Source organism: Corynebacterium sp. DNF00584, assembly GCF_001552965.1.
GTDB lineage: Bacteria > Actinomycetota > Actinomycetes > Mycobacteriales > Mycobacteriaceae > Corynebacterium > Corynebacterium phoceense.
Genome location: NZ_KQ959760.1, coordinates 48369 through 71364, shown reverse-complemented (window position 1 = coordinate 71364; position 22996 = coordinate 48369). Strand labels below are relative to the sequence as shown.

The following is a 22996-nucleotide window of genomic DNA, read 5'->3' as shown; positions in this document are numbered from 1 at the left end:
GTAGAACGGGGGCATCGGCAAGCTAGACGTTTTCGGGGGCCGTGCGCTCGGTGGCGCGCACGTCCGCTGCGAACCCTTCGCGCGCGGCCTTGCGCTCGGTCCAGAAGCCCGCATTCTTGATGCCCAGCGCCTCCGGATCGAACTGCGGATCGAGCCCCTGCTTCTTCTGCGCGCTGTAGTCCTTGAGAGCCTTGAGGGCCGGGACCTGCAGGAAGAGAATGGCCACGATGTTCAGCCACGCGGTAGCGCCGACTCCGATGTCGCCCAGCGCCCAGGCCGCGCCCGGCGTCGTGGATGCACCGATGACCACCGAGACGATGATGAGCACGCGCAACAGCCACACGAGCGCGCGGCGGGCGGTGCGGTTCTTCACCCAGCGATTGAAGTAGGTCAGGTTGGTCTCTGCCATGTAGTAGTACGCAAGCACCGTTGTAAAGGCGAAGAATGCGATAGCGATGGCGACGAAGGTCGGGCCCACGCCGTGGAAGGCAGAGCTCATGCCCTCCTGCACGAAGCCAGGGCCGACGGGAATGCCCTCTGCCAACGAGCCTGCGTAGCGCACCGGGCCGTCCTCGGATTCGCCCTCGAAGACCTTGTACATGTCGGTCGAGATGATGATGAACGCGGTCGCAGAACACACGAAGAGCGTGTCGATGTAGACCGCAAAGGCCTGGACGAAACCTTGCTTCGCCGGGTGGGAAACCTCAGCTGCGGCGGCAGACTGCGGGCCGGTGCCCTGGCCGGCTTCGTTGGAGTAAATACCGCGCTTAACACCCCACATAATCGCCACGCCGAGCATGCCGGAGAAGCCAGCTTCCATGTTGAATGCGGAGCGGAAGATCAGCCCGAAGACGTGCGGGATGTCGGAGAAGTTCATGAACAGGATGACCACGGCGATGATAATGTACGCCGCCGCCATAAACGGCACGACAACGGAGGCGAAGTTGGCAATGCGCTTCACGCCACCGATGATGATGATGGCGAGGATGCTGGCAAGGACCACCGCAGACCACGTGAAGTCGATGCCCCACGCATTGTTGACCGCTGCCGCCACGCCGTTGGCCTGGATTCCCGGCAGGAAGTAGCTGGTGGCGAGAATCATTGAGATCGCGAACACGACGCCATAGATGAGCATGAATGGAGCAGCCTTGGTGTGGCTGTACGCCTTTTCGATGTAGTACGCCGGACCACCGCGGTATTCGCCGGTATCGCGGTCCTGTTCCTTATAAATCTGCGCGAGCGTACATTCCACGAAGGACGTCGCCGAGCCGAGCAGCGCCACCGCCCACATCCAGAACACGGCTCCTGGCCCACCAAAGGCGATAGCCGTGGCCACGCCGGCGATATTGCCCACGCCGACGCGCCCAGCCAGCGAGATCATCAACGACTGGAATGATGAGACACCGTTTTCGGATTTCTCGCCGTGGACGAGCTGGCGCAACATGTCCGGGATACACCGGATCTGCAGGAATTTCGTGACGAGGGTGAAGTAAATGCCAGCCCCCAAGCAAAGGAAGACGAGTGCTGGCGACCAAATAATTGAATTGAGTGAGTCTAAAAACGCTGACATTGCGGGCTCCTACTCAAGTGAGTCCTCATCCAGAGAAGGGCGATGAGTTGATAACGATAATGCACCAACAGTTAAGAAAAAGTGAGCTAGATAACGAATTTTCTCGTACATGTTTCACTCCGCAATATGCGATTAGTTGTGATATGCAGCACGTTTGGACTCAGGCTGCGTCGAAAACGTTGAACACAACGCCCCGCTTTGGGGGTAAGACACGAGGGCTACAATGGTTGCCATGACTCAAGCTGACATCGCCCCCAAGCATGACCGCCTCGTGTGGATTGACCTCGAGATGACAGGCCTGGATACTTCCCGCCACGTCATCGTGGAGGTCGCCGCCATCATCACCGACGGCAACCTCAACGTGGTGGGCGAAGGCTTGGACCTCGTCGTTCACGCCACCGAGGAAGAACTGGCCGAGATGGATGACTTCGTCACCAATATGCACTCCTCCAATGGGCTGCTCGACGAAATCCGCGCCTCCACCGTGTCCGTGCACGAGGCCGAAAATGCTGTACTGGCCCTTATCGCTGAGCACTGCGATCCGGAGCATCCCGCGCCTTTGGCCGGCAACTCCATCGCCACGGACCGCACGTTCATCCGCGCCTACATGCCGCGCCTTGACGCCGCCCTGCACTACCGCATGATCGACGTCTCCACTATCAAGGAGCTCTCGCGCCGCTGGTTCCCCAAGGCGTACTACCACCAGCCAGAAAAGGGCATGGCCCACCGCGCGCTGGCCGACATCATCGAGTCCATCCGCGAGCTCGACTACTACCGCCGCAGCGTCTTCGTTCCAGGCGAAGGCCCCGACTCCGATGAGGCGCTCGCCGCGCAGGAAGAGTCTGTGGCCGTCTACCAGGCGTTTTTGTAATTTAGCGCCTGTGGGTTAATCTACTCATTGCTGCTTTTGAGTAGCGATGGTGGCTGTAGTTCAGCTGGTAGAGCACCAGGTTGTGATCCTGGGTGTCGCGGGTTCGAGCCCCGTCAGCCACCCCAAAGTCTAAAAGCTCCGAACCTCAGGGTTCGGAGCTTTTGTCGTCCGCCTAGCTAATGAACCGGCGGCGCATCCCATGGATCGAAATGCGTAATATTGTTCCAGAGTCGGTGCCAGCGCCCCACAAACGAATGCCAAGCTGAGGATAAATTCGGTTTACGGGCAGTGGCTATTTGCTCAATGACATAACTCGGATGGTGAGTAACGCACATCCCGCTGTAGCGCAGCGTAAGCCAGCCACGTAGAACGGCGTCATTGTTCTTCCACCGGTCGCGCACAAAAGGCTTCTTGTCGATATGAAACTCATAGCCGTCAATCTCCACCGCAATCCTCTCCTTCGGGAGGACAATGTCCCAACGGTAGGGCCCGATGATGAAATTGGACTCGACATGGAATCCTTTCTCTTTCAATGCTCGAGCCACGGTGCGCTCGGGTACGGAATCGGCCCCGATCGCAGCCTGCACAAGCAACCTTCGCGTGCGGTGCGGAAGTTTGGGGACGTCCTGAAGCTCGGTATCGAGGAATTCTTTGCCGTTCCTACCCGAATACCGGTGTTCAAGGAGCTGCACGGCCCGCTCATCGTCGGCAAGGTGTTCAATGACCTGCGCAGGACACACGACGCGCAGGCCGTTCACGTCCACCACGGCTGCACCTTTACGCCGACGAACGTTCCACCACATAGACCGCGGCATGGAACTAGGCACAGCTATCTCCAGCGGAAAGGTGAGCTCTTCACCCAAGAAGACCTGCACTGCAGTCTCTCCGGTCAGCGCCGCCCGCGGCCACCGAGTGCTCACGATAGCCCAGAGCTCGTGTGCCGTCGGCCGCCTGGTGACGTACAAGCCGTGACAGATTTTGATGACGTGATTCTTCTGCGCTGCCGCTCTCAATTCCCGCGGACTCGCACCGGTCGCGACGAGATCCCCCATGGAACTCTCCCCCCTTCATTCCTTGTTGCCCACAGATTAGCGGACAATCCCACCTCGCGCAGGGCAGAAGTTTTCTCGTCCCTGCTTCCGGCACGAGGGGCGCGGGGAGGACAAACGGGACAAGAAAAGACAGTCGCTGGAGACCGCCGGACCTCCGCAGGATGCAAACGCCTGCCTGTGGGGTTTCCTTGTCCCTACGTCCTGAATGAGGTTCACGGGGAGAGCAAACGGGACAAAAAAAGACGTGCCCGAGGCTGGTCTATGCGAGGTTAGAGCTGTGCGAGGAGTTCCTCACTGCGGGCGCGGCCGGGACGGTCGGGCATGTCACCGGTGACGAGGAATTCGTCGACGCCGAGGGTCTGCGCAATGGCATGGAGGCGGTCGCGGACGACGCGTGGGGTGCCGAAGACGTCGTGGGCTTGGGCTTCGGTGACGCGGCGGCGTTGCTGGGCTGTGAGCATTTCGAGGTCCGGACGCGGATCGAGCGAGGGGAACTCACCTGTAGATAGAGAGAGGGATTTCGCGACGGCCTCAGGAAGGAGAAGCGCGCGGGCATCGTCTTCCGTATCAGCCACCGCGATATTGAGCGAGGAGATCACGTGCGGCGCGTCGAGAACGCCGGGCGCGAAGTTCTCGCGGTAGGCCTTCGCCGCGGCCTCCTGGGTGTGGACGGGCCCGCCCAGGATGACGCCAAGGCCGAAGCGGGCGGCCGTCAAAGCGGAGCGGAAGCCGGCGAGGAGGAAGAGTGAGGGTGTGGGGGCATCGGCAGGCTGGGGCGTGGGAGGAGTGCCGTCCAGGAGGGCGAGGAGCTCGCCGAGGTGGGCCTCAAAGCGCTCCTTGGGGCGCGAGCCGAGGGCCTCGCGGATGGGCGCGGTAAAGCCGACCGAGGAGCCGAGGCCGATGTCGATGCGGCCCGGGTAGAGGGTCTCCAACAGGCGGATTTGCTCCGCGACGATGAAAGGCGCGTGATTGAGCACCATGATGCCACCGGTGCCGACACGAATACGTTGCGTGTGCGCCGCGACGTGGGCAGCAAGCAGCGCGGGCTGGCCCGCGGGAATACCGGGCACGCCGTGGTGCTCAGCTACGAGGAAGCGCTCGAAGCCGAGGCGCTCGACGTGGCGGGCATGACCCACGACGTCCGGAAAGCCCTCGCCGGTCGCACGGTCGGCACGGTCGAGGACAGAGAAACGCATTTACTGCTCCGCGTTACCTGCGGACCACTCGTCCCAGCCCATGTTCCAGTCGCCCAAGCCATCCGTGGCAGGCAGGATGCCACCGGAGGTGTGCTTGACATAGACCACGTCGCCGCGCTTGACGTTATCCAGGTACCACTGAGCGTTTTCCGGGGAGACGTTGATGCAACCGTGCGAGGTGTTCTGGCTTCCCTGTGCCCACACGGACCACGGGGCGGAGTGGACGTAGATGCCCGAGTAGGACAGCTGCGTCGCGTCGTCCACCATGGTCTGGTAGCCGCCGGCGTCGAGAGCCAGGCCGTAGGTGGTGGAGTCCATCATGAGCTGGTCATACTGGTCGCCCACCGTGTACCAACCGTTGGGGGTCACGCGGCCAGGAACCTCGAGGCCCAGGGAGACCGGCATGGTCTTGATGAGCTTCTTGTTCTTCCAGATCTGCATGGTCTTCGTGTTGTCATCGACGATGGAGACCGTGCGGTCACCAATCGTGAAGTTCGTTTCGTTGTCCGCGTCGCCGAAGAGTCCGCCGCCCATGTCGAGGCCGTAGATGTTGGCCTTCACCTTGACCTGCGTGCCCGGCTCCCAGAACTTCTGCGGACGCCAGCGCAGGACCGTGGGGCTCAGCCAGTAGAAAGCGCCATCCACGTGCGGGGAGGTTTCAATCTCGATAGCGTCCTGAACTGCCTGGCGGTCTTGCGGGGCGGACGAGAAATTAAAGCCGATGGTCTGCCCCACGCCCACAGTGGAATCCGGCAGCGGGCTCAGCCCCACGCCCGTCGTATACGCCGGGCTATCCGTGGTGAACGTGATGGTCTTCGACTTGCCATTCTTGTCCTTCGCCGTGACGGTGTAGGTACGGCCGTAGCCGAGGACCTCCGTCGTGGACCAGGTCTGCTTATCTTCGGAGAACTCGCCTTCCACGGCGCCGCCGGATTCATTAGTCATGGTGACCTTAGCGAGGCCGTCGCCTTCGTCCGAGGTCACGGTAGTGGGCTTCGTGACGGAGACGCCCGTCGCATTGTTCTTCACGGAGAACTTAGGCGCTTTCTTAGCAGCCTGTGCAGCCGAGGATGCGGCGGCGTCATGAGCTTCATTGGCCACGGAAGAAACTTCCGCAACGGGGGAGGTGTCTTCGCCGTTACCAGCGGACGAGCAGGCAGCGAGGGAAATAGAGGCAACGGTCAGGGTAGCAATGACCGACAGACGGCGAGGAATTGTCACGGTTCAAGCCTTAAGTGATAAGGGGGCAGACATACGCGCAATATCCTAATGTGAAATTTCTTAAATTGCTAACCCAATTCTCGGAGTGGCGCGGCAGCACAATGGCCCACTGCGCCGCGGCGATCGCCCGCGTTGGCACCGATTTAAATTCGGGCACATCACACCTTTAATCACCGACGGCCACCGGCGTACGGAGCACCTAGAGAGCGCCCCACCGCGAGAGGCCGAGGCACGCTTCCCACATTTTCGCGCTAGACTCGGACGATAGAACAGGGGTAAAAAGCAGTGCCTACCAGGCGATTTTACATCCAAGCCAACGCGGGTTAAAGTTATTTCTCGTTGCACGGCAGGGCGCACAGCCCAGACGGACAACGTGAGCGCCATTAGCTCAATTGGCAGAGCAACTGACTCTTAATCAGTGGGTTCGGGGTTCAAGTCCCTGATGGCGCACAATCTTCCCGCCGGGTTCGCCCGGCGGGATTTTGCGTTTTCCCGCCCGCCCTGAGGGGAGCTCCGCGTCGCTGCGGGACTTACGGCGCTGGCACGTCGTTTTCGGGCGCGTTGCGAGCGATTCTAGGCGAAGATAGGCTCTCACGCGCCCGATATTCGCGTGGGCGTCTCGTAAGGTAAGAGCAGGTCACCGCAGGACACGGAGCCAGGGCTTAATCGCGGACGTCCTCGCCGTTGATGTGATAGTCCTCGGCGTCTGCGAGAGGGACGACGGTGCCATCGGAAAGCTCGCGGTCGGTGAGGGTGCCGTCGGGGTCGATGACGGCGATCTCGTTGCCGCCCTCGCGCAGGCGGCGGAGGCCTTCTTTGAGCATGCGGCGGCCCACGCGGTTGAGGCTGGGGACTTGGGAGATATCGAGGGCCACGCGGCACGCGTCGAGGTCGTAGCCCTGGAGCTCGTAGAGGATGGCCTCGGCGGCGGAGAAGTTGATGTGGCCTTGGAGGTGAATAACGGCGTGGTCCTCGTCTTCCTCTTTGGAGCGGATGGGGTGGGTACCCACGCGGTTGTCCGTGCTCATAAGGTGCAGGCCCATGTCTGAGGAGAGCAGCTTGAAGGCCTCGACGCCGCGCACGGAGTTGCCGGACTCATTGAGACGGGGCGAGAAGGTCGCCACGCCGAGCTGGCCGGGCAGGGTACCCAACAGGCCGCCGGCGACGCCAGACTTGGCGGGAATGCCGACCTCGGCCATCCAGCGGCCGGCGCCGTCGTACATGCCGCAGGAGCTCATCACGGCGAGCGTGAGGCGGCAGACGTCCGCGTCGAGGATCTTGTCGCCCGTCACGGGCTGGCGGCCGCCGTTGGCGAGCGTCGCGGACATGACGGCCAAGTCACGCACGTCCACACGGATGGCGCACTGGTGCGTATACGAGAGGACGGCGTCGTGCGCGTCATCCTTGATGATGTCGTAGTTGCGCAGCATGTGCGCGAGCGAGAGGTTGCGGTCGGCGTGGTTGAGCTCCGAGTCGGCGACACCAGCGTCGACGGAGAGGTCCCGGCCGGCGAGGCGGGAGAAGTACTCGTTGAGGCGCGCGTTGCGGTCCTCGACGGAGGAGTCGACGCCGTTGATGAGCTGATTGACCGCGATGGCGCCCGCGTTGATGAGCGGGTTGACGGGGCGGTAGTCGCGGCCCAGCGAGAGCTCGTTGAAGGCCTCGCCGGAGGGCTCCATGCCCACGACGTCACGCACGGCATCGAGTCCCAGCTCCTGGAGCGCCAGCGCATAGACGAAGGGCTTAGAGATGGACTGAATGGAAAATTCATGCTCCGCATCGCCCGCCGAGTAGACGTGCCCGGTAGACGAGCACAGCGCCACGGCGAGCTTGTTTGGGTCGGCGTTGGCAAGCTCCGGGATGTAGTCAGCGACCTCTCCCCCGTCCTCGTCGCGGACTGACTCGAGAATCTGGCCCAGGTAATACGGAATCGGCGTCTTCATGCCTGCCCAGCATATAGACTTATGCGCCATGAAGAGTGCACTCGTGATTGTCGACGTCCAACATGACTTCTGCCCCGGCGGCGCGCTGGGCACCGCCCGCGGCGACGAGATCGCCGAGAAAATCGCTGCTCTGCAGGGCACCTATGACATGGTGGTCACAACCCAGGACTGGCATATCGACCCAGCCGGGCACTTCGCAGACGAGCCAGACTTCATCGACACGTGGCCCGTCCACTGCGTCGCCGGTTCCCCCGGCGCCGAGCTTCACCCGGCGCTCCAGCCTGCCGATGCCGCCTTTAAAAAGGGCGCCTACACCGCGGCGTATTCAGGGTTCGAGGCCGACACGAACGGTGATGGCTCGGGGGTGGGGCTGGAAGCCTGGCTGCGGGAACGGGGCATCGGAAAGCTCGACGTCTGCGGAATTGCGACGGACCATTGTGTGCGCGCCACGGCGCTCGACGCGCTGAAGGCGGGCTTTGAGGTGCGGGTACTGCGGGAGTTGTGCTCGCCGGTGGATGAAAAACGCGGAAACGCCGCCCTCACCGAGTTGGCAGAGGGCGGCGCTGAAGTAATTTAACGCTGCGCGAGGAGCTTCTGCAGCTCCTTGATGTCGTTGGAACGGCGGCGCGAACGGGCAACGCCCAGGGCGATAAGGCCAACGACAGCTACGGCGACGCCGGCGAGGACCTTCTGGGTCTGCGGCTCCTGCAGCTTGCTGGTGGCCTGTACCTTTGCGTCGTTAACGAAGTTCTGCGGCTTCGTGCGGTTCGTCAGCTCGTCCAGGGTGCCGGCCAGCTGGCGGCGGGTGCGCTCGATATCGCGCTGGATGTCATCGGTGCTGCGTGCCATGGTGTACTCCTCAAGTTTCGCCTAAGTTTTTGCTCTCCCCACACTAGCGCACAGCGCGTCTGCGTGCTGTGATAGGCTGCTCACTCCTACGCGGTATGGTGGGATACATGACTGAGAAGAGTACTGAGCAGATTCGACTTTCTGAGGGCGACACCGCCCCCGCCTTTTCCCTGAGCGACGACAAGGGCAACACGGTCTCCTTGTCCGACTTCGCGGGCCAGCGCGTACTCGTCTACTTCTACCCGCGCGCGAATACGCCCGGCTGCACCACCGAGGCCTGCGACTTCCGCGACGCCTTCGAGCAGCTCAACGGTTCTGACGTGGCTATCGTGGGCATCTCCCCTGATAAGCCGGAGGCCCTGGCCAAGTTCCGCGCGGACCACGACCTCAACTTCCCGCTGCTGTCCGATCCGGAGAAGGAGACGCTTACGGCCTACGGCGCGTTTGGAGAGAAGAAGAACTACGGCAAGGTCATCCAGGGCGTTATCCGCTCCACCTTCCTCGTCGAGCCGGATGGCACCATCGGTCTGGCCAAGTACAACGTCAAGGCCACCGGCCACGTCGCGCGTATTCTCAAAGAGCTCGACTAGCGTTTTATGATCAGTTCCTCCGACGCCGAGCTCCTCGTCCCGCGCCGCCGCCCCGCTCAAGCCCGCAGCCGCGCGCGCTTTGAGCGGATCCTCAAAGAGGCGCGCGCGGTGCTCATCGAGGCCGGCTTCGAGTCTTTCACTTTCGACGAGGTCTCCCGGCGCGCCGAAGTACCCATCGGCACGCTCTACCAGTTCTTCGCCAACAAGTACGTGCTCATCTGTGAGCTCGACCGCCAAGACACCGCGGCGAACCTCGAGGAGATCCGTTCCTTTTCGGAGCACGTCCCTGCCCTCCAGTGGCCGGACTTCCTAGACGAGTTCATCGACCACCTCGCGCGCATGTGGCGCGAGGACCCCTCCCGCCGCGCCGTGTGGCACGCCGTCCAATCCACGCCGGCCACCCGTGCTACCGCGGCCGCGACCGAGCGCGAGATGCTCGAGCCCCTCGCCGATATCCTCGCGCCGCTTGCTCCCGATTCCCCCTATGAGCAGCGCATCGAGCTCGCCGGCTTCCTCGTGCACACCGTCGTCTCCTTGCTCAACTACGCCGTTTCTGGCCCAGAGGAAAACTTCGACCACGTCGTCGCGGAGATCAAGCGCATGCTCGTCGCCTACCTCTTTGCGGTCGCTACGAGTTAGCGACAAGCAGCACCGTGGCCGTCGCGTAATCCCCATCATGGCTGATGCTCAGGGACGCAGTCCACTGCCCCAGCGATTCGTCCACGGCGTCTTTCACTGCGCCGCGCAGCTCAAGGCCGACGCGTCCCCATGCGTCCGCGCGAACTTCGATCTCAGCGAAGTCCACGTCGTCCGGTGCGATGACCGGCGGGCGCCCGTAGAGCGCCTGCGACCAGGCTTTGATGAATGCTTCCTTCGCGGCCCAGCGACCGGCCAGGTGCTCGGCCTGACGCGCCGATCCGCTCCCGAAACGCTGCGTGGCCAGGCGCAGTTCCGCCGCGGAAAACACACCCGTAAATCGCGTGCCCGGCCGCGCGAGTTGCTCCGCAAAACCGGGGATGTGGACGAGGTCTGTGCCGACGGAGAACATGTCTTCAGACTAGCGGGCGAGCTCGTGCTCGAGCACCTCCAGCTCCGCCCCGCCGGACATCCAGCGGGTGAGTTCCTCACGCGTGACATCCTTGCGCGCCGCGTCGAGGACCATCCGCCCCAGGTTGAGCACCACAAAGTGGTCGCCCACCAGGTGCGCGTGGTGTGGGTTGTGCGTAATGAACACAACACCCATCCCGCGATCGCGCGCCGCCGCGATAAACCGCAGCACCATCCCGGATTGCTTCACGCCCAATGCTGCGGTCGGCTCGTCGAGCACAAGGAACTCCGCGCCGAAGTAGATGGCACGTGCAATCGCCACGACCTGGCGCTGGCCGCCGGAGAGCGCCTCCAGGTCCACGCCCACATCCGGCAGATCGATGCCCATCTCCTGAAGCTGCTCCGAGGTAATCCGTCGCATCTCGGCTTCCTTCAGCCGGCCGAAGGCTCCTGTGAGCTCCTGCCCCACAAAGAAATTGCGCCACACCGGCATGGACGGCACGAGCGCCAAGTCCTGGTAGACCGTCGCGATACCGTGGTCGAGGGCGTCTCGCGGGCTGGTGAAAGAAACCTCAGCATCGTCCAGCGCCAACGATCCCGCGGTCGGACGCTGCAAGCCCGACAGAATCTTGATGAGCGTCGACTTACCCGCGCCGTTATCGCCCAGCACGCATGTCACCTGGCCGGACTCCAGCCGCAACGACACATCGGAAAGAGCCTGAAAATTGCCAAACTGCTGCGCGATATCCCGCGCTTCAAAAATTGTCATCTTCCTAGCTCCTCTTCGCCCAGCTCGTAAATCCGGTGTTCGTGAGCACCGCCCACAACAGCATGGCGCCGAGGAAGGCCTTGAACCAGTCCGGGTTCCAGCCGGCGTAGACGATGCCCTGGTTGGTCATGCCGAAGATGAGCGCACCGATCGCCGTGCCCACCGCCGTGCCCCGGCCGCCCGTCATCGCGCAGCCGCCGATGACCGCCGCAATGATGTACAAGAACTCATTGCCGATACCCTGGCCCGCCTGAATGGAGTCGAACGCGAAGAGCGTATGCATGCCCACGAACCACGCCGCGAAGCCGACGAACATGAACAAGATAATCTTCACGCGCTTGACGGGCACGCCCACGGCGCGCGCCGCGTCCGCGTTGCCGCCCACCGCAAAGATCCAGTTGCCGAACTTCGTCTTATAGAGCAAGAAGGACACCACGGCGACGAAGAAGATCCACCACAGCACCGTCGCGCGGATACTCAGTCCACCCACATGAATGGTGCCCGCAAAGACGACGCGCGCGGACGGAAAACCTTCCATATCCGCAATCGTCGGCGTCGCCACCTGGCCGGTGACCAGCTTCGTCACCGCCAGGTTCAGGCCTTGGAGCACGAGGAACGCCGCCAGCGTGATGAGGAAGCTCGCGATCTTTGTGCGCACCACGAGGTATCCGTTCAGGGCACCAATCCCCAGCGCCACGAGCAGCGACAGCCCCGCACCGACCCACGAGTTGAGGTGCAGGTTGTAATTGAGCATCGTCGCCACGAGCGCCGAGGTTGTCACCGCGACACCGCTCGACAGGTCAAACTCGTCACCAATCATGAGCAGGCCCACGGCGAGCGCCACAATCCCCAGCGTCGAGCTCGAGTAGAGCACCGTCGAGAACGCCTCGAGCGACCGGAACGCCGGCGCGACTATCATAAACAGCGCGAAGATGAGCACCGCGCCGAGCACGCTCGCCATCTCCGGGCGGCGCACCAGCCTTCCGATGCCCCCTCGCTCCCGCACGCGTTCATCCCCCGCCGTCTCCGGCGCGGTGATGTCTGCTTCTGTCACGGCGATACTCATCGCAGGCCCTCCTTAGCGGACTCGGCGATAGTGTCGACGTTCTCGGCATCGACGAAGCTCGGGCCTGTGTAGACCGGCTGCCCGCCGCCGAGCGTCGAGCCATTGCGCTGAGCCAGCCACAGGGCATCGACCGCCATGTAGCCCTGCATGTACGGCTGCTGGTCCACGGCCCACGCGACGTCGCCGTCCTGGATGGCACCGACGAGCTCCGCGTTCGTATCAAACGTGGCGATCTTCGCTTGCGAGCCCGCGTCCTTCACCGCGTCCACAGCGCGCAACGCCACCGGGGCCTGCAGCGCCATGACCCAATCAATGCTCTTGTCCTGGGCCAGCTTCGCCTGCAGCGTCGACTGCGCCGCCGTGAGGTCCTGGCCGTTGACGTAGAGCAGCTCCACGTTGGCGCCCGAGCCCTTCTTCACGCCCGCGCAGCGCGCCTCCTGCGAGGAGTTGCCCTGCTCGTGGATGACGCACAGCGTGTGCTTCGCGCCCTCACCCTTGAGCTTCTCGCCAGCCTTCTCACCGGCGACGGACTCGTCTTGGCCGAAGAACGCGCTCATGCCGTACTTTTCGTACTCATCCATGCCCGCGTTCAGGCCCACGGTCGGAATCCCCGCGTCCACGGCCTTCTGCGCGACCGGCCCGATGGCCTGCGCGTTCGGCATGGTCACCGCGATCCCATCGACGCCCGCGTCAATCGCGGACTGCACGAGGTTCGCCTGGTTCGGCGCCTGCGGGTCCGAAGAGTAACGCAGCTCGATATTGTCCTTCTGCGCCGCGTCCTCCGCGCCCTTGCGCACGAGGTCCCAGTACGTATCGCCCGGCGCGCCGTGCGAGACCATCGCGACCGTGAGCCGCGGCGTGTCGACACCACCGGCCATTCCAACGCCCGCATCCTTGCGCGGCGCACCACCCGTCGCCGAGCATCCCGCCAACGCCGCGACCGTCACAACGGTCGCCCAAGCCTTCCACATCTTTCTCATTCGAGTATCGTGCCCCACCCCACTCCCCCAGCTCAACCCCGATAACCTGCACCTTTATCGTTCAAGCGCACACCGCCTGCACTTTTCCTACGCTCTTGTACCCCCATTCGCGGCCCCGTCTCATGTCGGCATGTTCTTTCGCATATGGGTCGGTTCACTCCTCGCCTGTGTCCGTGCGCATTTTTCGCCCAACAAGGCCCTCACACCCTGCCCTCCGCCGTTGATTGCGAAAATCTCCTCCTGCGAGCAACGTAGGAGGAGATTTTCGCAAGGAACTTAAGAGCCCGGCGTGAGCACGCCGTCCACGAGGCGCGCGTTCTCGTCGAGGAGGACGGCAACCTCGCGGTCCTTGACGGCATCGCCGTTGCCACCCAAGTTACGGTCTACGGGACGCTCGAAGAGAGCGGACCCGCCGTGCATGGCGGCATCATAGCGGGCAAGGCCGGCGGCCTCGCGAGCATGAGCGGCCTCCTGCCACTGCGCCGCGGCGTTGCTGCAGGTTTCGGCGAGTGCCGCAAGGAACGCGCCGGGGTGAACGACTGCAATGAGCGCCGAGACGTGGCCGAAGCCCAGGGAGGTCACCAGCCCCGCCTTCGGCGCCGCGGAGCGCAGGTCAAGCGGACGACGCAGCCAGGTGAGGTGGCTGTACTGACGCAGCGCCGGATCCACGCAGTCAAGCGAGCGGTTCGGCGGGAGAATACCCTCGCGCAGGACCTGGGTAAGGCCGACGAGCTGGAAGGCCGCGGCACCACCCTTTGCGTGACCGGTGAGCGACTTCTGCGAGATGACGTACAGCGGGTTGCCCTCCGCGCGGCCCATCGAGGCAGCGATGCGCTCGTGCAGGTCCGACTCGTTCGGGTCGTTCGCGTTCGTCGAGGTATCGTGCTTAGAAATGATGGACACCTCGTCCGGGGTCACGCCGTGCTCGCGCAGCGCCACCGCCAGGCGGGAGTTCACGCCGCCGCGAGCAGCGGAGAGCGCGCCCAGGCCAGGAGCCGGGATGGAGGTGTGCGCACCGTCCGCGAAGGACTCGGCAAACGCGACGACGCCCAGGACCGGCAGGCCGTGTTCCGCGGCGAAGGAGCCGCGGGCCAGCAGCAGAGTGCCGCCACCCTCGGACTCGATGAAACCGCCGCGACGACGGTCGTTCGCACGCGAGAAGTACGTGTGGTCGATGCCTTTGGCGTCCATCTCCGCGGAATCCGCGGTGGCGGCCATGTCGCCGAAGCCGGTGATGCCTTCGATGGAGAGGTCGTCGATACCACCGGCAACCACGAAGTCCGCCTTGCCCAGGCGCAGCTTATCCATGGCCTCCTCGACGGAGACCGCTGCGGTCGCACACGCGGCGACCGGGTGGATCATCTGGCCGTAGCCGCCGACGTAGGACTGCATGACGTGCGCGGCGACGACGTTAGGCAGCGCCTCCTGCAGGATGTCGTTCGGTCGCGATTGCGCGAGCAGTTTGTCCACGTAGAGCGAGCGCAGCGACGCCATGCCTCCCATGCCGGTGCCCTGCGTGGAGGACACGCGCGCCGGGTGGACCATGCTAAGCAGCTCGGCCGGGCTGAAGCCCGCGGAGAGGAACGCGTCGACGGTGCACACAATGTTCCACAGCGCGACGCGATCGAGGTTATCGATCATGTCCGCCGGGATGCCGTAGACAGCCGGGTCGAAGCCCTTCGGCACCTGCCCGCCGACGTAGCGCGACATGGCGACGCGACGCGGCACGCGTACCGGCGAACCCTTCGGGCGGGTGACCTGCCATTCCTCGCCGTCGAAGTACGCGGACGCGCCCTCGACCTCGTCGACGAAGGACTTGGCCGTGGCCTCGTCGGCGACCGCGAACGTCATGTCGCGCTCGAGGTAGATAGTGGTGAGCTCCGGCGCGAGGTTGTCGACCATCGGCATGTGCGGGCCGAAGTCATCGTGGTAGCGGCGGACGCCCACGTTCGCGAGGACCTCATCGTGGAAGCGCTCGTAGATGTCTTCCTCCGCGATGGCCTCGTCGCCGGCCATCCACGTGCGGTTGGTCTCGTCCCATTTGATAAGGCCCGTGGTCCAGGCGAGTTCGAGCACGCCCGCCGCGGTGAGATCGCCGGTGAGCTCGACCTCGTAGCGCGTGCGCGAGGAGCCCACCGGGCCCAGCTCGCCGGCGCCGACGATGACGACCATGTCCTCGAGGTTCGTCGTCACGCCGGAGAAGTCCGGCTGCGTCCACGCGATGGGCTGGCGCGGGCTCGGCAGCGCGCGCACGGTGACTGGCGCAGTGAGAGACTCCGTCTCCGCAGACGCGTCGGCCTTCGCCGCCGCCTGGCGCGCGAGTTCCGGCAGATTGAGGTCTGCGCCGCCCAGGCCGCCGGTGAAGTCCAGCGTGACGGGTGCTTCGAGGGCCTGGGCGCGGGTCTCGGCGTTGGTGCCCTCGCCCACGAGCTTGGCGGCCATCTCCTCGGTGGAGTAGGTGGTCACGCCCTTGGCCTCGACGAGCTCGACCATCGGGTCGTTGCCGCCCATCAGGCCCGTGCCGCGGACCCAGCCGATGTGGGCGTGGGTGATCGAGGTGCGCTCGCCCCAGACGGGCTCGGACTTCCAGCGGGTCACGAGCGCGTCGAGTGCAGCCTTGGCCTCGCCGTAGGCGCCGTCGCCACCGAAGCGGCCGCGGTTCGGGCTGCCCGGCAGGACGACGTGCAGGCGCTGGCCCACGTGGGTGTCGGCGCCAAGCGCGGAGAGACCCGCGATGAGCTTCTCCACGGACCACAGCAGCAGACGCATCTGGGACTCGGCGGCAGCGCCGGCATCGGCGAGGGTGCCCTGGACGCGCGGAGCCGCGAACGGGAAGAGCAGCGTCGGGATGAGCGCCGGCTTAAGCAGCGTGGACTTACCATTGACGGTCGCGGTCTGCTCATGGCCGACCCAGTCGATGAAGGCGTCGAGGTCCGCGAAGGAGCTCAGGTTCGCCGGGGCGACCCACAGTGCGGCGCGGCCGCGGGCGTGGGTCCGGTAGAGCTCCTTGTAGAACTCCAGGCGCTCATGGTTCAGGCGCGAGGTGGTCGCGACGACGGTGGCACCTGCGTGGAGCAGTTCGCCGATGACGCTCGCTGCGATGGAGCGCGGCGAACCGCCGGTGACGACCGCGATATCGTTCGCGTGCTCCAGGGCCACGGTGGTACGCGCGGCGATGGCGTGTTCTTCAAGCCCCAGGTAATCCGCGATCTGTGCAACCTCTTCGCCGGCGCCCGTGACGTCGACCTGGAGCTCCTCGCCGTTCGCGACCCGCGCAAGGTCCTCGCGGGCGGAGGCCCAACGGTCGTCGAGAAGGACGGCCTTGTCAGCATCAAAGGCCGGTGCCACGAGGCGCGGCCAGTCGGAGCCGAGCTCATTGGCCACAAGCTCCGCGAGCTCATCTGGAGCATCGGTAAAGTCCGTGGTGGCCCGCTCGACGCCGAGCTTGGCGAGCAGCGTGCGGGCGGTCTCGATGAGAGCGCCATTCATCTGGCCGGCGAACTCGTCGAGGGCAGCGGAGTCGACAACGCCACCGGCGGCACCGCCGGCAGACGGCATAGCGATGTCGAGGCCGACCTTCTGGCCGGCGGCGCGCACAGCGTCATCGATGAGGTCGTCGAGCGCCGCAGCGTTGGCCGCAGCCGTGGGCAGAGTGGCAAGGTCGCCGCCGCGCAGGGAGGCGCCCTCGCGCGCGCCGAGAACGATCTCGGCGGTCACGCGGTCAACCCAGCCGGAGCCCAGACCCCACGGACCGGTGACGCGTTCCGCAATGTAGGACGGCTTCTTGCCCGCCGGGCCGGTGAGACGACGCAGGGTATCCGCAACCTGGTCGGCGAGCACCGGGCCGAAGGCGGAGTAGCCCTTGGCCATGCCGGCGACGGTCTGCTTGAGGTCGTCGAGCGGGGCATCGGCAGCGCCTTCGATGGCGCCGAGGCCGAACTCGACGCCGAGGTCGAGCAGCAACTGGTTGCGGCGGGAGGACACGCCCTCAACGAGAGCCTCGATGGTATCCGTGGCGCCCATCTGGTCCGGGCGAACCTTGGTCCACACGGCGACGAGCATCTCCACGGCATCGGCGACGCAAAAGGCTTTGTCCGCCGGCGCGGCTGCGCCCGCGGGAGCAGCGGAGACCGGGGCAGGCGCTGCTGCCGGAGCGGCGGCCGGAGCCGAGGTCTCCTCGGCGGGAGCTTCCTCAGTGGGCTCTGCGACGGGAGCAGCGGGGGCATCGGCAGCATCCTCGGCGAAGGCCTTAGGGCGGTCGCGCTCGATGTTGAGGACCTCGATGGTGGACTCCGCATACTGCGGCAGGCGCAGGGTCTGGCCCAGCATGTTGGCGAGCGTCGGCGAGGAACCAACGCCGACCTCGACGAAGCGCTCGACGCCCAGGCCCGTGAGCAGCAGGTCTTGGGTCTCGATCCAGCGCACGGGCGAGGCGAACTGCCAGGCCAGCAGCTCGATGAGAAGGGTGCGACCGAGCTTCACCGGGTCCTCCATGGCGGAGTCGAAGTCCGCGCGGATGCCGGCAAGGATCTCGGATTCCACGACGCTGAGCATGGAATCGACGAACTCGCGAGTGAGCTCGAAGGGGCGCGCGACGAGGTTCGGAATGTAGCGGTCGACGAGGACGTCGAGGTCCACGTCAGCCGGGATGAGCGAGTCGAGGTGCGCGCGGAAGGCCGGAACGCCGTTCAACAGGTGCGAGGAGTGGAACGGCACGTCGATGCCCGGAATCTGGATGAAGGCCCGCGTGCCCGGGGCGCGTCGTTCTGCGTCCTGAGCGAGCGCAGCGAGCCCAGCCTTGGTGCCGGCGACGGCGTACTGGACGCCAGCAATGTTGTAGTTGACGATTTCCAAGAACTCGCCGGTCTGCTCCGCGATGGCGGCGACGTGCGAGAAGACGTCCTCGGCGGAGATGCCCATCTTATTGGGGCGCAGGGCCGCCAGGCCATAGTTGGAGACGCCGTGCTCGTCGCGCTCGACGAGGCGGTGCATGGTGAGACCGCGAGCGTAGACGATGTCAACGACCGCCTCGAGCGAGAGGACCTGCGCGTACGCGGCGAGCGCGTTGTACTCACCCACGGAGTGGCCCGCGAAGAAGGCGGGGTGCTGGAGCACGCCGGCTTCCTCCATCTCCGCGATCTGGGCGCAGCCCAGGGTCGCCATAGCGACCTGCGTGAACTGCGTGAGATAGAGCACGCCGTCCGGGTGAGCGAAGGTCTCCCCTGCCACGACGACTGACTGCGGGTTGGTGCGCACGATCTCCAGGATGGAGAAGCCCAGCTTGGCGCGGGTGTGGCGGTCCGCGCGCTCCCACACGTCGCGGGCCGCAGCCGAGTTGGCGAAGGCGTCCATACCCATGCCCGGGGACTGGATACCCTGGCCCGGGAAACCGTAGAAGGTCACCGGTGCAGCCATCGTGGCGGTACCGATGAGCGCGGGCTCGCCGTCGACGTTGACGGTCACGGTGCGGACCTCGCCGCCGCGGGCCGACAGCGCGGTGCGGGCGACGTCGATGACGAGATGCGCGCCGGGCAGGATGGGGCTGAGCATCTGCGCGTCCCAGGACTCGAGGTGCGTGCCATCGAATCCGGCGGCGAGCTGGGCCACAGCGGAGGTCCACATTCCGTGGACGATAACGCCGGGCAGGCCGGCGAGCTTGGCTGCGGCGTCCGAGACGTGGATCGGGTTGCGGTCGCCCGTGACGACGGCGAACGGGTGCATGGACTCCGGCGCGTCGAGTTCGAGGCGATGACGGTGAGACTTGGTCTTCTCGACAACGGGCTCGCCACCCGCTGTCTTCGGGACTTCGTCCCCGCCCTTGCGACCACGGATGGCGAACTGCTCATCGAGGATGGCAAGGAGTTCGCCATCGGCCTCGATGTCGACCGTGACGGGGACGACACGTCCGAGCTGCGTGTCGGCGACGTCGCCTAGCTTCGCAGTGATGTCGAGCTGCGCGGCGTTCGGGAGCTCGCGGCGCAGCTCCAGGTGGTGGTTCAGGTGGACGAGGTTAAGCAGGCCCTCGACGACGGGCGCGCCATCCGGAGTCTCAGCGGCGGCGATGAGCGCGAAGACGGCCGGCCAGGCCTTGCCGACCAGGATGTCGGCAGCCACGCCGGTCTCGCCGGGCGCGTAGCCAGCGGTGACGTTCTCGTAGGATGCGCGATCCTCGGCGGTTAGCTCCGCCGTCCAGGTTGCGGTGCCCTCCGTCACGGACGGCAGCTTACCGCCGGCGGCGACGCGGGCGAGCTCGCGCATAGAATTCACGGCGTCGATTTCGGTGATCAACGGCGAGGCACCCGGAATGGTGGGCTCGGTGAAGTGAAGGTTGAGCTCCGCGCCCTTGATGGCACCGGCGAGCGGAACCGTCAGAGTCGAGCCGTTGAAGTGCACGCCTTCGACCTCAGCGGTAACACGCAACGGATTGGTCTGCTCGCGGCCGACCCAGTTGACGGAGGGAGCGTCGGCGATGGCGGGGGCCACGGTAGCCGTTTCAGAAACCTGGGCAGCAGCGGCGGCCTCGAAGCGGCCGAGGAGCTCGGCCACCGGCTCGTCGACGCGGGTGATGCCAGCAACGGCGGTGGTGCCCGGAATGATGGAGACGCCATCCGCGTCGTAGCGGTCATCGTGGGCCTGCCACAGGGAATCCTGGCGCCACCAGCGGCGCACGTCCGCGTCGATGACGGGCACGAAGTTAGCGGGCTTGCCGCGCTCGCCGAGCAGAGTGATAAACCAGGCGGCATCGGCAGCCACGAGCGTGAGGTCAAGCTTGTCATCATAGACCGCGCGCAGGTCTGCAACAGCAACGGCCGGGTTGGAGCCGACCGTGACGAGCGCATCGAAGGAACCGTGGTCCGCATCATTGAGGCGGGCCTCCACGCGCGCGACCATCTGGGCGAAGCGGTTGGCCCAAGAGACATCCGCCCACTCACCGCGGTAAGACAGCTCGAGGTAGCGGTTAAGCCACTCCTCGTAGGTCATGGACTCGAGGTCGCCGAAGTAGGGCTTGGCCGTCGTGTTGATGGCGGCGATAATCTCGTCGCGACGGGCGGCGACGGCCTCGGCGTCGCCAGCGACGTCGTCAAGGAGGCGGCCCGCACGGGCCCAGGCGTTATCGATCTCGTGGATATCGGCGCCCAGCTGCGAACGGCCGGACGCGATGCCGCCGCGGGCCTGGCCAGCGCCGGCCCAGCCGTCATTGTCGGTGACGGGCTGCGCGTCGACGAGGGCTTGCTTGACCTGCGGGGACGCGGTGGACTCGAGGGTCGCCATGGCGGCGGTGCCCACCATGATGGCGTCCACCGGCATGTCCGCCATCTCGTGGGCGCCTGCCCACGAACCGGTGAGGTACTCGGCGCCGCGCTCGGGCGTGCCGATGCCGCCGCCCACAGCCAGGATGACATTGTCGCGCTCGCGAATCGTGGCGTAGGTGGCGATGAGGAGCTCATCGAGGTCCTCCCACGAGTGGTGGCCGCCGGCGTGGCCGCCCTCGACCTGCATGATCACAGGCGTCTCCACCGCGTCAGCGATGGCGAGCACCTGCTCGATCTGGCGCACGGTGCCCGGCTTGAAGGCCACCCACGGGAAGTTATCGGCGTGGAGCTGCTCCACGAGCGCGACGGACTCCTCGAGCGGCGGGATGCCGGCGGAGACGATGATGCCGGAAATCGGGGCGCCATTCGCGCGCGCCTTGGGCACCGCGCGCTCGCCGGAGATCTGGCGGCGCCACTGCGAGGCAGAGAGGTACATGGCGTTGAACTGGGCGTTGACCCCCGGCTCGAGGAGCTCTTCTAGGCGCTCGAGATTGGAAACGAGCAACGCATTCGTCGTCTGCCCGCCACCAGCGAGCTCGGCCCAGTGGCCGGCGTTCGCGGCCGCGGCGACGATGGCCGGGTCCACGGTGGACGGGGTCATGCCCGGGAGCATGACCGGCGAGTAGCCGGTGACCTCGGTAAAACGGGTCGACACGCGGAGACCTTCGGTCCCCGGAAGAATACGAGGCGCGAAGCGCTCCCACGAGGACGGCAGCTCCGGCGCGCGACCCGCGTCGAAGAGCGCGGCCTGGCCTGCGGCGGAGTCGACGGCGAGGACGCCCACGCCGCGGCCCGCGACAAGCTCGCGGGTCAGCGATGCGACGCCACCGGCGGGCCCGCACTCGAGGATCCACTTAGCACCGGCCTCGACGGCGCTGGAAACTTCTGCACTCCAGTCCACCGTGTCGGTGAGCACTACACGCGCACCGCGCTCGGCAAGCTGCGCATCCAGACCAAGATCAGATGCCCAGGCCACGACCTGCGTGACCGCGGCCTCCAGCGACGCGTGGTGGTAGGCCGTCTGAATATCGAGCTCAGTGAACTTCGGCGCGAACACGGCGCCACCGCGTTCCTTATTCTCATGCGCCTGGGCAGAGCGCGCCGCGGCCTTCTCCAGCCGTGCGCGCACGGCAGTGTTGTCCGCGCCCACGATGACGAAGTTCTTGTGGCCATTGCGCAGGCCAATCGTCGCGCCAGCGGCCTCGAGCTGCGCGCGGGTCGCACCCTTCACAGAAAGCATCGGGGCGTTGTCCGCCGTACGCAGGAGTCCCTCGGCGCGCGCGGTACGCGTGAGCGCCGCACCAATGAGCTGCGCCAGGGCGATAGCATGCTCCGGCTGCATGGAGCCGTCCGCCACGAAGGTGGCAAGGGTGCCCTGGGAATGGCCCAGTCGTGCTACCGCGCGAGAGATATCCAGGCCCTGCGCCGCAAGCTGCTCCAGCACGGCGATCTGCGTGACGAGGATGCCCGGCGTGGACACGGCCGCGTCGGTCGGGTCGCCCGGCGCCGACTCGCGCGCCCAGGTGAGCGGGTCGAAGCCGTGTGGGAAGAAAGGAGCGAGCTCATCGGCGAGCGGTTCGAGCACGGCAGCCGCCTGCGTGACATAGCCTGCCACCGTGGCGTGCGCGGCGGTCTGCGCACGCAGGGTAGGCAGCCACGCGTAGCCCTGGCCGGAAAACTCCAGCGCAAAGGGCTCCTCGGCCAGGCGCTCGATGAGGGGACGCGCGCCGGCGGGCAGGGTAAATGACTCGGTGTTGATTGAGCTCACGATGGAAAGTGCTCCTCTTGTCCTGCGATCAGTTTTGTCAGTGATACAAATTCAATGACTAAGCATGCCACAAAATCATGAGGGATCCATCATCTTTTGGGTGACACGCGGAAAAACCTCCCGCGCCACCGCCGCGAATTCCCCCTTCCCCAGCTTTCCGATGCCCCCAGGCAACGCGCCCCAGAACTCCTCCCCCGTCACCTGCTCCATCTCCTCAAGATTCAAGCGCGTGGCGAGGTCCAGCTCCTCCGGCAGCGAGCCGCCCACCAGGCCTTTCACCGTTAGTCCGCGGCGGCGGGCCGCCTCGACGGTAAGCTCCGCCGCATTGAGGCTGCCCAACCCCATCGACGTCACGACGACGAGCGGCGCGCCCAGGTCAGCCGCGATATCGGCGAGGGTGAGCTCATCGCCCAGGCGCACGAGCAGACCGCCAGCGCCCTCGACGAGGACGAGACGACCCGGCGCATCGAGCCCCTGAATCCAGGCAACGAGCTCCGCCCGGTCCGGCTCGGCCATGCCCGCCCGGCGCGCGGAGAGGTTCGGCGCGAGCGGCTCGGGGTAGCGCACGAACTCTTTGGTCTCGAGCCCTGTGAGCCGGGCAACGGTGTTCGCATCCCCCTGTCTGTCGGGCTCGCCGGTCTGGATGGGCTTGGCCACAACGACGTCAACACCGTCGCCCGCCGCAACACTCGCCAACGCCGCCGTGGCGATGGTTTTCCCGACGTCCGTATTCGTGCCGGTTACGCAGATAATCATGTCTT

General features: G+C 65.4%; 16 protein-coding genes and 2 tRNA genes. 6 read left to right on the top strand and 12 right to left on the bottom strand.

Translation table 11 applies throughout. The annotated features are described in order from the left end of the window. Positions 1 to 22: 22 nt before the first annotated feature. The gene (locus tag HMPREF0307_RS08760) at positions 23 to 1570 is read right to left on the bottom strand and encodes an alanine/glycine:cation symporter family protein (RefSeq protein ID WP_066491632.1); all 1548 of its coding nucleotides are present in this window, start codon (positions 1568 to 1570) and stop codon (positions 23 to 25) included. 223 nt (positions 1571 to 1793) lie between these two features. On the opposite strand from HMPREF0307_RS08760, the gene orn reads away from it, so the two are divergent. After that, on the top strand, positions 1794 to 2441 hold the full coding sequence (gene orn, locus HMPREF0307_RS08755) for an oligoribonuclease (RefSeq protein ID WP_066491630.1): 648 nt from the start codon (positions 1794 to 1796) through the stop codon (positions 2439 to 2441). A 49-nt stretch (positions 2442 to 2490) separates the two neighbouring features. After that, positions 2491 to 2566: transfer RNA gene (locus HMPREF0307_RS08750), tRNA-His, on the top strand. Positions 2567 to 2617: 51 nt separating this feature from the next. Here HMPREF0307_RS08750 and HMPREF0307_RS08745 read toward each other — a convergent pair. The 3 genes from HMPREF0307_RS08745 to HMPREF0307_RS08735 form a co-directional block, all read right to left on the bottom strand. Continuing rightward, a complete protein-coding gene (locus tag HMPREF0307_RS08745) occupies positions 2618 to 3493 on the bottom strand; it encodes an endonuclease domain-containing protein (RefSeq protein WP_066491628.1) in 876 nt (291 codons plus the stop codon). 269 nt (positions 3494 to 3762) lie between these two features. Next, on the bottom strand, positions 3763 to 4689 hold the full coding sequence (locus tag HMPREF0307_RS08740; protein WP_066491620.1) for an MsnO8 family LLM class oxidoreductase: 927 nt from the start codon (positions 4687 to 4689) through the stop codon (positions 3763 to 3765). Beyond that, positions 4690 to 5910 (bottom strand): L,D-transpeptidase, encoded by a 1221-nt coding sequence (locus tag HMPREF0307_RS08735; protein ID WP_066491612.1) that lies wholly within the window; start codon positions 5908 to 5910, stop codon positions 4690 to 4692. A 377-nt stretch (positions 5911 to 6287) separates the two neighbouring features. Here HMPREF0307_RS08735 and HMPREF0307_RS08730 point away from each other — a divergent pair. After that, positions 6288 to 6360 (top strand) — tRNA-Lys (locus HMPREF0307_RS08730). A gap of 212 nt (positions 6361 to 6572) precedes the next feature. Here HMPREF0307_RS08730 and HMPREF0307_RS08725 read toward each other — a convergent pair. Then, positions 6573 to 7853 carry a glutaminase gene (locus tag HMPREF0307_RS08725; RefSeq protein ID WP_066491610.1) on the bottom strand — a complete coding sequence of 427 codons (1281 nt, stop codon included), beginning with the start codon at positions 7851 to 7853 and terminating at the stop codon, positions 6573 to 6575. A 28-nt stretch (positions 7854 to 7881) separates the two neighbouring features. Between HMPREF0307_RS08725 and HMPREF0307_RS08720 the strand changes: the two genes are divergently transcribed. Beyond that, complete coding sequence (locus tag HMPREF0307_RS08720; RefSeq protein WP_066491937.1) at positions 7882 to 8430, top strand: nicotinamidase; 549 nt, start codon at positions 7882 to 7884, stop codon at positions 8428 to 8430. On the opposite strand, the gene HMPREF0307_RS08715 is transcribed toward HMPREF0307_RS08720, so the two are convergent. After that, positions 8427 to 8702 (bottom strand): DUF3618 domain-containing protein, encoded by a 276-nt coding sequence (locus HMPREF0307_RS08715; protein ID WP_066491608.1) that lies wholly within the window; start codon positions 8700 to 8702, stop codon positions 8427 to 8429. The genes HMPREF0307_RS08720 and HMPREF0307_RS08715 overlap by 4 nt on opposite strands. A 107-nt stretch (positions 8703 to 8809) precedes the next feature. Between HMPREF0307_RS08715 and bcp the strand changes: the two genes are divergently transcribed. After that, the gene (gene bcp, locus HMPREF0307_RS08710; RefSeq protein WP_066491606.1) at positions 8810 to 9292 is read left to right on the top strand and encodes a thioredoxin-dependent thiol peroxidase; all 483 of its coding nucleotides are present in this window, start codon (positions 8810 to 8812) and stop codon (positions 9290 to 9292) included. 6 nt (positions 9293 to 9298) lie between these two features. Then, positions 9299 to 9931: a TetR/AcrR family transcriptional regulator gene (locus HMPREF0307_RS08705; RefSeq protein ID WP_066491604.1), complete on the top strand. Its 633-nt coding sequence runs from the start codon at positions 9299 to 9301 to the stop codon at positions 9929 to 9931. On the opposite strand, the gene HMPREF0307_RS08700 is transcribed toward HMPREF0307_RS08705, so the two are convergent. From HMPREF0307_RS08700 to bioD, 6 genes are all read right to left on the bottom strand, one after another. Further along, positions 9921 to 10340 carry a holo-ACP synthase AcpS gene (locus tag HMPREF0307_RS08700; RefSeq protein WP_066491593.1) on the bottom strand — a complete coding sequence of 140 codons (420 nt, stop codon included), beginning with the start codon at positions 10338 to 10340 and terminating at the stop codon, positions 9921 to 9923. The genes HMPREF0307_RS08705 and HMPREF0307_RS08700 overlap by 11 nt on opposite strands. Before the next feature lie 9 nt (positions 10341 to 10349). Then, positions 10350 to 11108 (bottom strand): ATP-binding cassette domain-containing protein, encoded by a 759-nt coding sequence (locus HMPREF0307_RS08695; RefSeq protein ID WP_066491591.1) that lies wholly within the window; start codon positions 11106 to 11108, stop codon positions 10350 to 10352. A gap of 4 nt (positions 11109 to 11112) precedes the next feature. After that, positions 11113 to 12174: an ABC transporter permease gene (locus HMPREF0307_RS08690; RefSeq protein WP_066491585.1), complete on the bottom strand. Its 1062-nt coding sequence runs from the start codon at positions 12172 to 12174 to the stop codon at positions 11113 to 11115. Further along, entirely contained in the window at positions 12171 to 13154 is a 984-nt protein-coding gene (locus HMPREF0307_RS08685; RefSeq protein ID WP_066491582.1) for a substrate-binding domain-containing protein, read from the bottom strand. Before HMPREF0307_RS08685 ends, HMPREF0307_RS08690 begins: the two co-directional genes overlap by 4 nt. A 276-nt stretch (positions 13155 to 13430) precedes the next feature. Beyond that, positions 13431 to 22235 carry a type I polyketide synthase gene (locus HMPREF0307_RS08680; protein ID WP_231725126.1) on the bottom strand — a complete coding sequence of 2935 codons (8805 nt, stop codon included), beginning with the start codon at positions 22233 to 22235 and terminating at the stop codon, positions 13431 to 13433. A 75-nt stretch (positions 22236 to 22310) separates the two neighbouring features. Beyond that, entirely contained in the window at positions 22311 to 22991 is a 681-nt protein-coding gene (gene bioD, locus HMPREF0307_RS08675; RefSeq protein ID WP_066491572.1) for a dethiobiotin synthase, read from the bottom strand. Between the last annotated feature and the right edge of the window lie 5 nt (positions 22992 to 22996).

Coding starts and splice junctions, on each gene's coding strand:
- orn (WP_066491630.1), top strand. CDS start 1,794: ATGGTTGCCATGACTCAAGCTGACATCGCCCCCAAGCATGACCGCCTC.
- HMPREF0307_RS08690 (WP_066491585.1), bottom strand. CDS start 12,174: ATGAGTATCGCCGTGACAGAAGCAGACATCACCGCGCCGGAGACGGCG.
- HMPREF0307_RS08745 (WP_066491628.1), bottom strand. CDS start 3,493: ATGGGGGATCTCGTCGCGACCGGTGCGAGTCCGCGGGAATTGAGAGCG.
- HMPREF0307_RS08695 (WP_066491591.1), bottom strand. CDS start 11,108: ATGACAATTTTTGAAGCGCGGGATATCGCGCAGCAGTTTGGCAATTTT.
- HMPREF0307_RS08705 (WP_066491604.1), top strand. CDS start 9,299: ATGATCAGTTCCTCCGACGCCGAGCTCCTCGTCCCGCGCCGCCGCCCC.
- HMPREF0307_RS08700 (WP_066491593.1), bottom strand. CDS start 10,340: ATGTTCTCCGTCGGCACAGACCTCGTCCACATCCCCGGTTTTGCGGAG.
- HMPREF0307_RS08760 (WP_066491632.1), bottom strand. CDS start 1,570: ATGTCAGCGTTTTTAGACTCACTCAATTCAATTATTTGGTCGCCAGCA.
- HMPREF0307_RS08725 (WP_066491610.1), bottom strand. CDS start 7,853: ATGAAGACGCCGATTCCGTATTACCTGGGCCAGATTCTCGAGTCAGTC.
- HMPREF0307_RS08740 (WP_066491620.1), bottom strand. CDS start 4,689: ATGCGTTTCTCTGTCCTCGACCGTGCCGACCGTGCGACCGGCGAGGGC.
- HMPREF0307_RS08685 (WP_066491582.1), bottom strand. CDS start 13,154: ATGAGAAAGATGTGGAAGGCTTGGGCGACCGTTGTGACGGTCGCGGCG.
- bioD (WP_066491572.1), bottom strand. CDS start 22,991: ATGATTATCTGCGTAACCGGCACGAATACGGACGTCGGGAAAACCATC.
- bcp (WP_066491606.1), top strand. CDS start 8,810: ATGACTGAGAAGAGTACTGAGCAGATTCGACTTTCTGAGGGCGACACC.
- HMPREF0307_RS08715 (WP_066491608.1), bottom strand. CDS start 8,702: ATGGCACGCAGCACCGATGACATCCAGCGCGATATCGAGCGCACCCGC.
- HMPREF0307_RS08720 (WP_066491937.1), top strand. CDS start 7,882: ATGAAGAGTGCACTCGTGATTGTCGACGTCCAACATGACTTCTGCCCC.